Genomic DNA, 14,926 nt, shown 5'->3' on the forward strand with positions numbered 1-14,926 from the left:
CCGGTGTTGTTGTGACGGGGTCAGGTCAGGCGCTCTGGCGCACGACCAGCTTGAAGACGGCGCGCGCGACCGCCACCACGGTACCGGCCGTGTCGACGATCTCGCCCTCGCAGAAGGCCAGCGACCTGCCGCGCCGCGTGCAGCGGCCGATCACGGTGAGGTCGGTGCGCGCCGGTTCGTAGAAGTGGGTGGTCATGTCCACCGTGATCACGCCCAGGCGCTCGGGGTCGTGGGCGCGCGCGGCCCCGCTCAGCGTGAAGTCGAACGCGCTCATGAGCGTGCCGCCATGGATGTCGCCGCGGCTGTTGACGAGATCGGGCCGCATGGCCAGCAAGGTGTGGCAGCGGTCCTGGTCCAGCAGCAGCGGGCGCAGGCCGATGTGCTGCATGAACGGCACTTCGATGCCGAAGTAGCTGATCGCGTCGGAAGACGGGGGCGAAGAGGGCGGGGGACTTGTCATGCATCCGGCATTGCAGCGACCGTGCCAGGGCGTCCAGGCGGCACTGTCGCCCGTGTTGCTCGCGAAAGTGTCGTTGCTGGCTACAGTTCTCTGTCCTTGCTGTGTCTGCCGTGTATGCCTGAAGAACAGATTTCCAGCGCGCCCCTGGGCGTGTTCGTGCGGCGCCAGGGTGCCGTGGTTGCGGCGCTGGGCCTGGCGGCCGGTGCGGCCGTGCAGCAGGCGCTGGCGGCGGCACTCGCCCGCGCGGGCGACCGGACGCTGTTCGAACTGCCCCTGCCCATGGGCCCGGGCATCGCCACCGCGCTGCGCGCGGACGGCCTGGAGATCGTGCTGCTGCGCCCGGCGGACAGCGGCAGCACGCTGCTGGACTTCGTCGCGGCCGTGCCCTTCGCCTTCGACATCTTCGAACAGATCCTGTCCGACCCCTACCAGGGCATCACCGTGGCCGACCACACCGGCACCATGCGCTACGTGAGCCCGGTGCACGAGAAATTCCTGGGCCTGCCGCCCGGTGGTGGCGCGGGCAAGCCCGTGGAGCAGGTGATCCGCAACTCGCGCCTGCGCGCCGTGGTCGCGTCGGGCAAGGCCGAGATCGGCCAGCCGCTGTCCTTTGGCAACGCCGTCACGCGCGTGGTGAACCGGCGGCCGGTGCGGCGTGATGGCCAGGTCATCGGCGCGGTGGGCCAGGTCATGTTCCGCGACACCGAGGCCGTGGCCCAGATGGCGGCGGAGATGCAGCAGCTGCGCACGCAGCTGGAGTTCTACCGCCGCGAACTCGACGGCCTGCGCGAGACGCGTGGCGCCGTGGCCGAGCTCGTGGGCGACAGCCAGGCCATGCAGCGGCTGCGCCAGGAGGTGCAGGCCGTGGCCCGGCTCGACGTGCCCGTGCTCGTGCAGGGCGAGAGCGGCACCGGCAAGGAACTCGTGGTGCGCGCCATCCATGCGCTGGGCCGGCCCGGCCAGGCCCTGGTCAGCCTGAACCTCGCGGCCGTGCCCGGCAGCCTGGTGGAGTCCGAACTCTTCGGCCACGCGGCCGGCGCCTTCACGGGCAGCGCCAAACAGGGCCGACCCGGCAAGTTCGAGATGGCCAACGAGGGCACGTTGTTCCTCGACGAGGTCGGCGACATCCCGCTGGACGTGCAGATCAAGCTGCTGCGTGTGCTGGAAGAACGCGTGGCCGAGCGGCTGGGCAGCCATGCCGCCAAACGCCTGAGCTTTCGGCTGGTGTCGGCCACGCACCGTGACATGGCGGCCCTGGTCGACGGTGGCACCTTCCGCCACGACCTGTTCTACCGCATCAGCGGCGTGACGCTGCAGGTGCCGCCGCTGCGCCAGCGGCTGGAAGACATCCCCGCGCTGCTGGCGCACTTCGTCGAGGCGTTCTGCCTGCGCAACCGCCGCGCCGTGCCGCAGATCGACGCGGGCGTGGCGCGCCATCTGGCAGACCAGCCCTGGCCCGGCAACCTGCGCCAACTGCGCCACCGCATCGAGGAGGCGTTGGTGTTCTCGCCACCCGAGCGGCTCACGCTGGAGGCGTTCTGCCGCGGCGCGCCGCTGCAGGCCGAAGCCGCGCCAAGGCGCGCGGAGCCTGCGCGGCTCAAGGACCACGAGCGCACGGCTGCGCTGCAGACGCTGGCCGACTGCGGCGGCAACAAGAAGCGCGCGGCCGAGCGGCTCGGCATCTCGCGCTCCTACCTCTACAAGCTGTTGGGCGAGTCCGCGGCCAGCCGCCGCTCCAGCCAGGCGCTGTAGCGCGACAGCCCGAAGCACAGGCACCAGTACACGAGCGCGACGAACAGGTAGCCTTCCAGGTAGAAGGGGCGCCAGGTCGGGTCGCCGCCCAGCGCCAGGCTCAGCGCCCCGGTCAGCTCGAACAGGCCGACGATGGTCACGAGCGAGGTGTCCTTGAGCGTACCCACGGCGTTGTTGGTCAGCGCCGGCACCACCATGCGCAGCGCCTGCGGCAGCACGATGTGGCGCTGCACCTGCCAGCGCGAGAAGCCCATGGCCATGGCCGCGTCGACCTGGCCGCTGGGCACGGCCTGCAGGCCGCCGCGGATGATCTCGGCCAGGTAGGCCGCCACGAACAGCGCCAGCCCGGCCAGCACGCGCAGCAGCACGTCGGGCCGCCAGCCGGCCGGCCACAGCAGCGGCAAGAGGTAGGAGGCCATGAACAGCACCGAGATCAGCGGCACGCCGCGCACCAGTTCGATGGTGCCGGCCGAGAGCGCGCGCGCCGGCCACCAGGACGCGCGCCGCGCCAGGGCCAGCACCAGGGCGAGCGGGAAGGCCAGCGCCAGGCCGACCACGGCCAGGCCGATGGTCAGCGGCAGACCACCCCAGCGGTTGGTCGGCACGTCGGCCAGGCCCAGTGCGCCGCCGCCCATCAACAGCACGGTCAGTGCCAGCACCGCCAGCCACAGGGGCGCCAGCCACCAGCGCCAGCTGCGCGGCCAGGCCGACAGCAGCGTGGTGCCGGCCAGCAGCACCGTGGCCAGGGCCGGGCGCCACTGTTCCTCGAACGGGTAGCGGCCGAACAGCAGCGGCCGCCATTTCTCGGCCACCACGCCCCAGCAGGCGCCGTGCTCGCGCGCGCGGCAGGCCGCGGCGTCGGGCCGGAAGACGGCCTGCAGCAGCGCCCAGTCCAGCGCATGCCAGCCGGCCCAGGCCAGCAGCGTGAGCAGCACGGCCGTGAGCAGTGCACGCGCCGGCGAGCCGAACAGTTCGGCCTTCCAGCCGTTCATGGCGCCTGCCCCGCTCACCGCCAACCCCGCAGCGCCACGCGCGCGTTGTAGACGTTCATCGCGGCCGAGATCAGCAGCGAGAGCACGAGGTAGACCGCCATCACGATGGCGATGCACTCGAAGGCCCGGCCCGTGGAGTTCAGCGAGGTGTTGGCCACCGACACCAGCTCCGGGTAGCCCACGGCCACGGCCAGCGAGGAATTCTTGACCAGGCTCAGCAGCTGGTTGGTCAGCGCCGGCACGATCACGCGCAGTGCCTGCGGCAGCACCACGATGCGCAGCTGCTGGCCCGGCTGCATGCCCAGGGCCTGTGCGGCGAGCTTCTGGCCGACGGCGACCGAGCCGATGCCGGCACGCACGATCTCGGCCACGAAGGCCGCCGTGTAGAGGCTCAGGCCCAGCACGATGGTGAGGTATTCGGGGCTCAGCGCGGCACCGCCGATCACGTTGAAGGCCGTGGGCTCGGGCCAGTCCAGCCGGCTGGGCCAGAACGCGCCGTCCTCGCGCACGGGCCAGGGCAGCGACAGCCCGCCCTTGCTGAGCCACCAGCCCGGCAGCAGCTGCACGGGCTCGGTGGAGTCGGGCAAGAGGTGCGTGAGCGCGAAGTACAGCATCAACAGCTGCACCAGCAGCGGCACGTTGCGCAGCGTCTCCACATAGGCCGTGCAGAGCGCGCGCACGAGCAGGTGCGAGGTCAGCCGGCCGATGCCCAGCAGGGTTCCCAGCAGCACCGCCAGCACGGCCGCCGGAACGGCCGCGCGCACGGTGTTGACCAGGCCGGCCGCGAAGGCGCGCGTATAGCTGTCGCCCGAGTCGAAGGCCAGCCAGCCTTCGGCGATGCCGAAGCCGGCCGGCTGCTGCAGGAAGCCGAACTGCGCGCCCAGCCAGGCCCACAGCGTGGCGACGCCGGGCACGCCACGCAGCAGCCAGAGCGCGCCGGCCGCGACCGCGAACGCCAGCAGCGCCCACAGCGCTGCGGGCGCGTTGACCCGCGCGGGCTTCATCAACCGTTCGTTGTACGACACGACGGCAGTGTCCGCCAGCAACGGTTCAATGGAAGCAGTTCGAGAGGCCGCGGAGCAGGCCGTGCCAGCAGACGCCGCGGAACGGGCTCTGCCCGGCTGCTGGCGTGCCTTGCAGGCCGCAGCAGTGCCAGAGGCACTGCTTCCTCGGGCTGTCCAAGCCTGCGCAGGCAGGCTTGGAGCCGCAGCCCTCGGCCCCTGGAGGGGGATGGAATGGCTACACGAAGTGAGCCATTCAAACGGGGTGGGCTCACTTCACCGGCATGGCGTACAGCAGGCCGCCCTTGCTCCACAGGTTGTTGACGCCACGCGGCAGCTGCAGGGCCGACTTGGGGCCCACGTTGCGCTCGAACATCTCACCGTGGTTGCCCACGGCCTTGATGGCGTGGTAGGACCAGTCCTTGTCCAGCCCCAGCAGCTTGCCCAGGTCGTCGCCCGTGCCGATCAGGCGTTGCTGGGCCGGGTCCTTGCTGTTGCTGCGCAGCTGGTCGATGTTGGCCTGGGTGATGCCCAGCTCCTCGGCCTCGATCAGCGCATTGGGCACCCACTTGACGATGGCGAACCATTCGTCGTCGCCGCGCTTGACGGCCGGGGCCAGCGGCTCCTTGGAGATCAGGTCGGGCAGGATGAGGTAGTCGTCGGGGTTCGGCGCTTCCTTGTTGCGCAGGCCCGCCAGCGCCGAGGTGTCGGTCGTGAAGGCCTGGCAGCGGCCTGAGAAGAAGGCCTTGAAGGAGGCCTCGAAGCTCTCGAACACGACGGTCTTGACCGGGATGCCCTGGGCCTTGGACCACTCGGCCACGTTCTTCTCGTTGGTGGTGCCGGCCTGGGTGCAGATGGTCGCGCCCTTGAGTTGCTTGGCGCTCGTGACCTTGATCTTCTTGGGCACCAGGAAGCCCTGGCCGTCGTAGTAGTTGATGGTCGTGAAGTTCAGGCCCAGGGATGCGTCGCGCGTGAGGTTCCAGGTGGTGTTGCGCGTGAGGATGTCGACCTCGCCGGCCTGCAGCGCGGCAAAGCGCTGCTGCGAGTTCAGCGGCACGAACTCGGCCTTCTTCGCATCGCCCAGCACGGCGGCGGCGATGGCGCGGCAGGTGTCCACATCCAGGCCCGACCAGTTGCCCTGGGTGTCGGGGGCCGAGAAGCCGGCCACGCCGTTGGTCACGCCGCACTTGACGGTGCCGCGCGCCTTGACGGCATCCAGCGTCTTGCCGGCCTGGGCGGTGGTGGAGGCCAGGGCCAGCAGCAGGGCGCCGGCCGCCAGGGCCACGGAGTGGTTCTTGCGCATCAGTGGTTTCCTCGTCGAATGGGAAGGGCCGGCGGCGCTGCCGGCCGGGTCGCGCGGCAGTTTACGTGGGGCGAAGAATCAGCGCCGCAGCAGGTTCACGAGCGGCCGGCCCGCGCGGTCGCGGTAGACGTCGAAATCGGCGTCGATCGACAGGATGTGCCGCAGCTTCAGGCGCGCGGCGGCCTCGGCGATGGAGGCATCGGCCAGGTCGAACGGCAGGTCGGCGAAGCGCTCGGACAGGCGCAGTACCTCGGTCAGCGCGCCTTCGGCGGCGCGGTCCAGCGCGATGGCGCCGCGTTGCGCCCAGCGCAGGAAGTCGAGCGCGCAGTCGTTGTGGATGCGCCGCGCCAGCAGCGCGCAGACCTCGGTGGCCACGCACCAGGTGGTGACCAGCCTGGCGGCGGGGTTGGCCTGCAGCCAGGCGCGCACCGGGGCGTGCCAACGGTCGGCGCCATTGAACAGCGCGGTCAGCGGCCCGCTGTCGACCAGCACGGTGCCGGCATGGGCCAGCCAGGGCGCGGAGGGCTCGCGGACTTCCAATGCTGCGCCGGTCTTGCGCGTGGCCATTCAGCTGCCGCGCGCAGCATGCCGCGCGGCCCATGCATCGCCGGCATGCTGTTTGCGGCGCTGGGCCAGGTCGGCCGGCCCCTGGTGGCGGCCGAACAGGTCTTCGCCCAGCGCATAGGCTGAGCGCGGTGATTCGGCGTCGGACTGCGCCAGGTAGGCCTGCAAGGCCGCGCGCACCACATCGCTGGTGCTGCGGCCGGTGCTGGCAGCGCGCTGGCGCAAGCGCTCCTCCAGCGTGGCTTCGAGCTTGATGGTGACGGTCATGGACGTTCCCTCGCTTTTCGTAATACCGATGGTATTTTCAATGCCGCAGCACGTCAACCAGGGCCCCACCATGGCAAAAAGGCCTGTGCCGGCGGACGCCGGAACAGGCCTTGGGTGCCAGCGCCCGCGGGCGCCGTTCCTCAGTCGCCCAGCTTGGGCTGCAGCGGCGTGGCCGTCAGGTAGCCGACGGCGGCGCTGTGCTTGTTGTCGTAGTTGGTGTTGATGAGCGCGTCGATCTGGTTCTTCAGCGTGGCGTCCAGTGCCGGGAAGCGGTTCCACTCGTCACCGGCGTGCTGGAAATTGCTCATGATGTAGGTCCAGCCGTTGATCTCGTCCACCGCGTGCAGGCCGGTCGATTCGGCGCCGGCCGGGCACGACAGCAGCCGCTCCAGCGCCTTGGTGTCGACGTTGTAGGCCCAAAGGAAGTTGTTCAGGTGGTTGCCGCTGTCCTCGCCGATGAACAAGGTCCGCAGCTTCTCGGAGAACTTGAGGTTGTCGGGGCTGGCGACCTTGGCCGGGTTGGCGGTGTTGCCCAGGCTGTCGGCCGCGATGTCCTCGCCGCGCAGCAGCAGGCGCGATTGCGTCGGCACCCATTCGCTGTTGATCGCATCGCCCTTCTTGTCCTTCTGCCCGGCGGCCATGTCGTGCGCCAGGATGCCGCCGGCCGTGATCTTCGGGAAGGCCACGTTGTTGGCTTCCACATAGCCCGAGCCGCCCACGACCATGGAATCCTGGATGTTGGCCAGGGCCGAGTAGGCGACCTTGTCCTTGGCGTTGGCGGTCGTGCCCTCCATCTTGGTGAAGGCCATGCTGCCGCCCATCAGGGCTGCGTAGCGGTGCGTCTCCAGGAAGGCTGCGGCCTTCTCCTGGCCGGCCTTCAGGCGCACCCAGGCGGTCTTCTTGTTCAGCACGATCTTGGTGTAGCTCGCGTCGCCCGGGTCGGTCGTCGTCGAGTCCATGATGTCGGTGGGCTGGATGTTGCTCACGTTCACGAGATCCTCGATCTCCTTGCTCGTGGCGTGGCCCAGCTTGATCCACTGGATCCTGGCGGTCGAGGTGTCGGTCAGCTTGTCCAGGTACTTGGCCACGTACAGCGTGCCGGCGGACAGATCCTTGGCCTTGTCGGCCACGAACATGAAGAAGCCGCCGTTGGTGGCGTCGTCGCCCATCAGCGCGGTGCGCTCGTCGGGCAGCACGTGGATCAGCTCGTGCGAGATGCGGCCCAGGCAGAAGTGCTTCTTGATCGTGGCCGTGCCGTCGGCCTTGACCGTGACCTCGGGCAGGTGGCCGTAGTTGTAGGCCTTCGCGCTGGTCTCGTTGCCGTAGACGTTCTTGCTGTAGGCCTTGAGCGTGGCCAGGGACTGGCCGGCCAGACCCTGGTTGAAGGCATCGGGCTCGTACTCTTCGCTGGACAGGTGCGTGCCCCAGGGCGACAGGCTGGCGCCGCAGGTGATCCACAGGCCGTGCACGGACGAGGTGTCGACGTTGTGGTACTTGGACAGGCTCAGGTGGCCGTTGGCCGGATCCTGCTGGAGCGTCAGCACGGCGATGGGCGAGGGCAGCGTGCCGTAGGCGCTGGCACCGGACAGGTCGGCCGTCGTGTACTCGAACTGGACCACGGCGAACACCGTGTTGGCCGGCGCGCCCGCCACCGTCAGCAGCGAGGTGCCGTCCGGGCAGTCGGAGAAGAACTGGCGTTCCTGGCCCGGCACGCTCTTGTCGATGATGGGCTGGTTGTTGATGTCGTAGTAGCCGCCGGCGACGACCTTGGCGCCGCTGGTGCTCGTGACCTGCTGGCCCGTCAGGAAGAAGGGCTGGTAAGCCAACTGGTAGGTGGTGCTGGTGCCGTTGCCGTAGCTCACCTTGAGGCTGGAGCCCACGGTGGTGCTGGCCAGCGCGGCCGGGTTGCTGGCCGCGGGCGCGGCCATGCCCGTGAATTGGGCGGAGGCGAAGCGCAGTTCATCGTCGTCACCGCCGCCGCAGGCGGCGAGCGTGGAGGCGAGCAGGCCACCGGTACCCAGCGGCAGCATGGGGGCGCCGGCCAGCAACTGGAGGATGCGGCGGCGTGACTGGACGGGAGTCGTAGGGAGGTTGGACATCGGTCTGGGCTCCACGGGAGCCTGTTGTTTTGGATGGGAACGCGATGGCAGATGCCATGCAGCGCGCCGCGATCCTAGGATCGACCGATGACAGTGTTGTTACAGCGTCGTGACGCCGGCCGGCGCGCGGGGCGCCGGCCTGGAGCGTGCTCAGTGGTTGTCGCGCGGCACGCCGAAGGTGGCGTGGATCTTCTGGTACTTCACGGCCGGCTTGAGCACCATGCCGTCTGCGAGTTCGCCGACCACCGCGCGCTGGATCTCCTGCCACGGGGTCTGGCTCGGCGGGAACTGGTAGCCGCCCTGGGCCTCCAGCGCTGCACGCCGCTTGGCCAGTTCCTCGTCGGACACCAGCATGTCGGCACGCCGCTTCTTGAGGTCGATGCGCACGCGGTCGCCAGTGCGCAGCAGCGCCAGATTGCCACCCGTCGCGGCCTCGGGCGAGGCGTTCAGGATCGACGGCGAGCCCGAGGTCCCCGACTGCCGGCCGTCGCCGATGCAGGGCAGGGCCGTGACGCCCTTCTTGAGCAAATAGCTCGGCGCACGCATGTTGACGACCTCGGCCGCGCCGGGGTAGCCCACGGGACCCACGCCACGCATGAACAGCACGCTCTCGCCCGTGATCTTGAGCTTGGGATCGTCGATGCGCGCGTGGTAGTCCTCGGGGCCGTCGAACACCACGGCCGGGCCTTCGAAGGCCATCGGATCGGCCGCGTTCTCCAGGTAGCGCTGGCGGAACTCGGGCGTGATCACGCTGGTCTTCATGATCGCCGAGTCGAACAGGTTGCCCTTGAAGTTCAGGAAGCCGGCGTCCTTCTTGAGCGGCTTGGCGTAGGGCAGGATCACGTCGCGGTCGCTGCTGAACTTGCCCGTGCAGTTGTCGATCAGCGTCTTGCCGTTGGCGGTGATGGCGGGCTGGATCTTGTCCTTGGCGATCAGTTCGGCCACCACGGCGGGCAGGCCGCCGGCGCGGTAGTAGTCCTCGGCCAGGTAGGTGCCGGCCGGCTGCAGGTTCACGATCAGCGGCACCTTGTAGCCGTGCTTCTCCCAGTCGTCGTTGTCGAGCTGCACGCCGATGTGCTTGGCGATCGCGTTCAGGTGCACCGGTGCGTTGGTCGAGCCGCCGATGGCCGAGTTGATGACGATGGCGTTCTCGAAGGCCGCGCGCGTCATGATGTCCGAGGGCTTCAAGTCCTCGCGCACCATCTCGACGATGCGTTTGCCCGTGAGATAGGCCATCTCCTGGCGGTCGCGGTAGGGCGCGGGAATGGCGGCGGCGCCCGGCAGCGTCATGCCCAGCGCCTCGGCCAGCGCGTTCATGGTGGAGGCCGTGCCCATGGTGTTGCAGTGGCCCGTGGATGGCGCCGACGAGGCCACGAGCTTCAAGAACTCGGGGTAGCCGATCTCGCCCGCGGCCATGAGTTCGCGCGCCTTCCAGACGATGGTGCCCGAGCCCGTGCGCTCGCCCTGGAACCAGCCGTTCAGCATCGGGCCGCTGTTGAGCGCGATGGCCGGAATGTCCACCGTGGCCGCGGCCATGAGCTGGGCCGGCGTGGTCTTGTCGCAGCCCGTGGTCAGCACGCAGCCGTCGATCGGGTAGCCGTACAGGATCTCGACCAGCGAGAGGTATTGCAGGTTGCGGTCCAGCGAGGCCGTGGGCCGCTTGCAGGTCTCCTGGATCGGGTGGATCGGAAACTCGAAGGCGATGCCGCCCGCGTCGCGGATGCCTTCCTTGACACGCTCGGCCAGCACGATGTGGTGGCGGTTGCAGGGCGCGATGTCCGAGCCGGTCTGGGCGATGCCGATGATGGGCCGGCCCGATTGCAGCTCCTCGAACGACAGGCCGAAGTTCATCGTGCGCTCGATGTAGAGCGCCGTCATGTCGGCGTTGGACGGGTTGTCGAACCAGGCCTGCGAGCGCAGGCGCTGGGCTGGCTTCGCGGACTTCGCTGCTCTCGCTGTCTTCTTCGGCTTGGTCGCGTTCGCGGCTTCAGCCTTGCTGGCCGCGCTGGCGGATGCTTTCATCGTGGTGTCCTTCTTGCTCATTGCATGCCTTTGAGAGTCTGGTCGGCATTGGGGCCGGCCTGGCAATCGGCGATGTATTCGCGGATGATCTCGGCGAACTGGCTGTACGGCTTCAGGCCCAGCTTTTCTGCCCGCTTGGCCGTACCGCCGCTGGGCCAGTTGGCCACGATGCCGGCGATGCGCTCGTCGCGCTCGAAGCGCACCAGTGCACTCACCTTGGGCCCGGCCACCTCTTCCAGCGCGGCCAGCATGTCGGCCACGCGCACGTTCAGGCCCGGCAGGTTCAGCGCCAGGCGGCCGCCCATCTGCTCGCGCGTGGCCTCGTAGACCGTGATGAGCCCGTTCACCGTCTGCGAGGGTGAGGACATCGGGTGCGAGACCTCCGGGTCCACCGGGCAGACCGATTCGCTGCCTGCCAGCGGCTCGCGGATGATGCCGCTGAAGAACGACGAGGCCGCGCCGTTGGGCTTGCCGGGCCGCACCGTCACCGTCATCAGGCGCGCGCTGCGGCCGTCCAGGTAGCCCTTGCGCGTGTAGTCGGCGATCAGGTACTCGCACATCAGCTTGTGCGTGCCGTAGGAGGTCTGCGGCGCGGGCAGGGTGTCGTCGGCCACGGTGCCGGGCCAGGCGAAGGACGGGTCGGGCCCGAACACGGCGACCGAGCTGGAGAACACGAAACGCGGCACCTTGCCGGTCTTGGCCGTGCGTGCGCGCAGCGCGTCGAGCAGCGCGCGCGTGCTGTCCAGGTTGGAGCGCAGGCCCAGCTCGAAGTCGAGTTCGCACTCGCCCGAGACGGCCGAGGCCAGGTGGAACACGCCGTCGAAGTCCTCGCCCTGGAAGGCCTCGGTCTGCGACAGCAGCGTGCCCGTGCGCGCCTGCACGCGCGCATCGGCCAGCAGGTCGGCCGGTGGCGGCGCGATGTCGGTCAGCACCAGGCGTTCGATCTGTTGGCCGTCGAGCTGGCCGCGTGCGAGCAGCGTGCGCGCCAGGCGCGCGCCGACGAAGCCGCCGCCGCCGGTGATCAGGAGTTTCATGGGGGTCGTCCTTGTGAGGGGGGTTGGGAATTCTTCTTGCGCCGGCCGGCGATCACGCCGCCTTCGACCAGGCGCTGTTCGCCGTGCAGGATGTGGTCCACCGCGCAACGCCGTGCAGCGGCCGGATCGCGTGCCGCGATGGCATCGACCATGGCGCGGTGTTCCTGCTGCACGGCCTGCATGAAATCGGTGCGGCGCGCCTCGTTGCCGCGCGTGATGCGCATGCCTTCGCGCAGGTACTGTTCCAGGAAGCCCAGCAGCAGCCGGAACTGTGGGTTGCCCGTGGCCTCGCCGATCAGCCGGTGAAAGCCCAGGTCTTCGGCAACACCGTCGCGGCCTTCGTCCACGGCCACGTCGATGGCCTTGAGCTGGCGGCGCATGCCGGCGATCTGGCTGCGCGTGGCCCGCTCGGCCGCCAGCGCGGCGATCTCGCCTTCGAGCACGCGGCGCACCTCGACCACGTGCACCACGGCATCCACCGAGCCCAGCACGCGCGGGTCGAAGGCCAGGGGCTGGTGCGCCGGTGCCTGGGCCACGTAAACGCCCGAGCCCTGGCGCGAGACCACCAGCGACAGCGACTTGAGCTGGTGCACGGCCTCGCGCACCACGGTGCGCGAGATGCCATGGGTCTGGGCCAGTTGCTGTTCGGTGGGCAGCCGCGCGCCCGGTTGCAGCGCACCGCTGGCGATCTGCTGCGCCAGCCGGTGGGCCAGCCGGTCGGACAGCCGATCCGCTTCCTGCCGCAGGGGTTCGGCCGCGGTCGGGGCGGGGACGGCGAGACGGTTGAACACGTTCGGACGCTCTGAAAGGCGCTGTACTGTAATCGGGTCATCATACAAATTGCCGGGTTTTCGCCTACCTGATTTCCCTGATGCCAAGCACTGGCGGTGTGCCGATACTGCGCGGGCTTCGGAGCGTCCGACGGGCGCTCGTTCCCCCAACCAACAGCAGAGCGCAGCGCATGGCCAGCGTCACGATCCAGGGTGTGAAGAAGAACTTCGGCGATGTGCCCATCCTGCACGGGGTGGACATCGACATCCAGGACGGATCCTTCACCGTCCTGGTCGGGCCGTCTGGCTGCGGCAAGTCCACGCTGCTGCGCATGATCGCGGGGCTGGAGCAGATCAACGGCGGCGAGATCCGCATCGGCGACAAGCGCGTCAACGACCTGCCGCCCAAGGAGCGGGACATCGCCATGGTGTTCCAGAACTACGCGCTGTACCCGCACATGACGGTGCGCGACAACATGGCCTTCTCGCTGGCCCTGGCCAAGACCGACAAGGCCACCATCGACACCAAGGTGCAGCGCGCCGCCGAGATCCTGGCCCTGGTGCCGTTGCTGGACCGCTACCCGCGCCAGCTCTCGGGTGGCCAGCGCCAGCGCGTGGCCATGGGCCGGGCCATCGTGCGCGACCCGCAGGTGTTCTTGTTCGACGAGCCGCTGTCCAACCTGGACGCCAAGCTGCGCGTGGCCATGCGCAGCGAGATCAAGGAACTGCACCAGCGCCTGAAGACCACCTCGGTCTACGTCACGCACGACCAGATCGAGGCTATGACCATGGGCGACAAGATCGTCGTGATGCGCGATGGCCGCATCGAGCAGACCGGCAGCCCGCTGGAGCTGTACGACCGCCCGGCCAACCAGTTCGTGGCCGGCTTCATCGGCTCGCCCGCGATGAACTTCCTGCCCGGCACCTTGCGCCAGGCCGCTGGCGCGGCCGAGGTCGAACTGCGCGACGGCACGCGGCTGGCGGCCCCGCTGGGCAGCGGTGGCCGCGACGGCCAGAGCGTGGTCTACGGCACCCGGCCCGAGCACCTGACGCTGGGCGACACCGGCATCCCCTCCAAGGTGGCGGTGCTGGAGCCCACCGGCATGGACACCTTCGTCGCCTGCCGGCACGAGGGCGCCGAGTTGTCGGCCGTGTTCCGCGAGCGCCACGACTTCGCGCCCGGCACGCTGATCCATCTGCAGCCCGATCTCGCGCGGGCCCATCTGTTCGACGCGGGCACCGGCCAACGGCTGGTGGCATGAGCTTTTTCCGACCAACGCAAGGAGACAGGCATGAGTGAGTTCCAAGGACGCAGGCGCAGCATTCTCAAGGGCTCGGCCGGCGCGGCCGCCGTGGCATCCATCGGTGCCGGTGGCGTGCTGTTCTCGCCGTTCGCACGTGCGCAGACGCTCAAGTTCACGCCCGAGAAGGGCGCCAAGTTGCGCGTGCTGCGCTGGAGCCGCTTCGTGCAGGGCGACATCGACGCCTACATGGCCAACGTCAAGAAGTTCACCGAAGCCACCGGGGTCGAGGTGCGCGTGGACAACGAGGGCTGGGAAGACGTGCGGCCCAAGGCGGCCGTGGCGGCCAACACCGGCGCCGGTCCCGACATCATCCTGTCGACCAACGACGACGCCAACCTCTACCCCGAGAAGCTGCTGGACGTGACCGACCTCGCGGAGTACCTGGGCAAGAAGTACGGTGGCTGGTACCCGGCCGTGCAGCAGTACCTGCGGCCCGACGGCAAGCGCTGGCTGGGCCTGGGCCTGGGCGCCTCGGGCTCGATGATCGTCTACCGCGGGAGCATGGTGAAGGCCGCCGGCTTCGACAGCTTCCCCAAGGACACGGCGGGCTTCCTCAAGCTGCACCAGGCGCTCAAGGAGAAGGGCACGCCGGGCGGCTACGCGCTGGGCAATGCCACGGGCGACAGCCTGTGGACCAACTGGCTGATCTGGTCGCATGGCGGCAAGCTCGTGGACAAGACCAACAAGGTCGTGATCGACAGCCCCGAGACCATCAAGGCGCTGGAGTACGCCAAGGAGCTGTACGCCACCTTCATTCCGGGCACCCTGTCCTGGCTGGACCCGAACAACAACAAGGCCTTCCTGGACGGGCAGATCAGCGTCACCAACAACGGCATCTCGATCTACTACGCGGCCAAGAACTCGCCCGATCCCAAGCTCAAGGAGATGGCGGCCGACATCCAGCACGCGGCCTTCCCGATCGGCCCGGCCGGCGTGCCGACCGAGTCGCACCTGTTCTTCAACCAGATGGTCATGAAGTACACCAAGTTCCCGAATGCGGCCAAGGAGTTCCTGCGCTTCATGATGGAACGCGAGCAGTTCGACGCCTGGCTGATCGGCGCGGGTGGCTACATCGGCCAGCCGCTGGCGGCCTACGAGTCCTGCCCGATCTGGACGTCCGACCCCAAGAACACCCCGTACCGCGACTGCGTGAAGAACATGCGGCCGTCCGGCTACGAGGGCAAGCTGGGCTACGCATCGGCCGGTGCCGGGGCCGACTTCATCGTCGCCAACATGGTGGCCGAGGCCGCCAGCGGCTCCAAGACGCCCAAGGAAGCCGCCGAACGCGCCCAGAAGCGCGCCGAGCGCTACTACAAGGTGTAAGCACCTCCCGCGTTCCGGCTGGGCCCGCGCCCGGC

13 protein-coding genes are annotated in these 14,926 nt (G+C 69.1%); 3 read left to right on the forward strand and 10 right to left on the reverse strand.

The window, feature by feature from the left end:
- Positions 1–25 precede the first annotated feature (25 nt).
- Positions 26–460 carry a PaaI family thioesterase gene (locus ACSQ4M_RS17115; RefSeq protein WP_436190632.1) on the reverse strand — a complete coding sequence of 145 codons (435 nt, stop codon included), beginning with the start codon at positions 458–460 and terminating at the stop codon, positions 26–28.
- A gap of 114 nt (positions 461–574) precedes the next feature.
- Here ACSQ4M_RS17115 and ACSQ4M_RS17120 point away from each other — a divergent pair, with 114 nt between their 5' ends.
- Entirely contained in the window at positions 575–2,212 is a 1,638-nt protein-coding gene (locus ACSQ4M_RS17120) for a sigma-54 interaction domain-containing protein (RefSeq protein ID WP_436190633.1), read from the forward strand.
- Here the strand turns inward: ACSQ4M_RS17120 and ACSQ4M_RS17125 are convergent.
- The 9 genes from ACSQ4M_RS17125 to ACSQ4M_RS17165 form a co-directional block, all read right to left on the reverse strand.
- Positions 2,158–3,204, reverse strand: a complete 1,047-nt coding sequence (locus tag ACSQ4M_RS17125) for an amino acid ABC transporter permease (protein ID WP_436190634.1) — start codon at positions 3,202–3,204, stop codon at positions 2,158–2,160. The two genes, ACSQ4M_RS17120 and ACSQ4M_RS17125, sit on opposite strands and share 55 nt — an antisense overlap.
- A gap of 14 nt (positions 3,205–3,218) precedes the next feature.
- Entirely contained in the window at positions 3,219–4,208 is a 990-nt protein-coding gene (locus tag ACSQ4M_RS17130) for an ABC transporter permease subunit (RefSeq protein WP_436190635.1), read from the reverse strand.
- A gap of 268 nt (positions 4,209–4,476) precedes the next feature.
- Positions 4,477–5,508, reverse strand: a complete 1,032-nt coding sequence (locus ACSQ4M_RS17135) for an amino acid ABC transporter substrate-binding protein (RefSeq protein WP_436190636.1) — start codon at positions 5,506–5,508, stop codon at positions 4,477–4,479.
- Between the two features lie 78 nt (positions 5,509–5,586).
- Positions 5,587–6,075, reverse strand: a complete 489-nt coding sequence (locus ACSQ4M_RS17140; protein WP_436190637.1) for a type II toxin-antitoxin system VapC family toxin — start codon at positions 6,073–6,075, stop codon at positions 5,587–5,589.
- A complete protein-coding gene (locus ACSQ4M_RS17145) occupies positions 6,076–6,339 on the reverse strand; it encodes a ribbon-helix-helix protein, CopG family (protein WP_436190638.1) in 264 nt (87 codons plus the stop codon).
- 140 nt (positions 6,340–6,479) lie between these two features.
- On the reverse strand, positions 6,480–8,438 hold the full coding sequence (locus ACSQ4M_RS17150) for a PhoX family protein (protein ID WP_436190639.1): 1,959 nt from the start codon (positions 8,436–8,438) through the stop codon (positions 6,480–6,482).
- A 150-nt stretch (positions 8,439–8,588) separates the two neighbouring features.
- Positions 8,589–10,460 carry an IlvD/Edd family dehydratase gene (locus ACSQ4M_RS17155; protein WP_436190640.1) on the reverse strand — a complete coding sequence of 624 codons (1,872 nt, stop codon included), beginning with the start codon at positions 10,458–10,460 and terminating at the stop codon, positions 8,589–8,591.
- A gap of 17 nt (positions 10,461–10,477) precedes the next feature.
- Positions 10,478–11,494: a D-erythronate dehydrogenase gene (gene denD / locus ACSQ4M_RS17160; protein ID WP_436190641.1), complete on the reverse strand. Its 1,017-nt coding sequence runs from the start codon at positions 11,492–11,494 to the stop codon at positions 10,478–10,480.
- Positions 11,491–12,285: a FadR/GntR family transcriptional regulator gene (locus ACSQ4M_RS17165; RefSeq protein ID WP_436190642.1), complete on the reverse strand. Its 795-nt coding sequence runs from the start codon at positions 12,283–12,285 to the stop codon at positions 11,491–11,493. The genes denD and ACSQ4M_RS17165 overlap by 4 nt, the downstream gene beginning before the upstream one ends.
- A 170-nt stretch (positions 12,286–12,455) precedes the next feature.
- On the opposite strand from ACSQ4M_RS17165, the gene ACSQ4M_RS17170 reads away from it, so the two are divergent.
- Both ACSQ4M_RS17170 and ACSQ4M_RS17175 read left to right on the forward strand, forming a co-directional pair.
- The gene (locus tag ACSQ4M_RS17170; RefSeq protein ID WP_436190643.1) at positions 12,456–13,526 is read left to right on the forward strand and encodes an ABC transporter ATP-binding protein; all 1,071 of its coding nucleotides are present in this window, start codon (positions 12,456–12,458) and stop codon (positions 13,524–13,526) included.
- A 30-nt stretch (positions 13,527–13,556) separates the two neighbouring features.
- Positions 13,557–14,891, forward strand: coding sequence for an ABC transporter substrate-binding protein (locus ACSQ4M_RS17175; protein ID WP_436190644.1), 1,335 nt, complete (start codon positions 13,557–13,559; stop codon positions 14,889–14,891).
- Positions 14,892–14,926: the final 35 nt, after the last annotated feature.

It is taken from the genome of Pseudorhodoferax sp. LjRoot39 (assembly GCF_964253035.1).
Classification (GTDB): domain Bacteria; phylum Pseudomonadota; class Gammaproteobacteria; order Burkholderiales; family Burkholderiaceae_C; genus Pseudorhodoferax.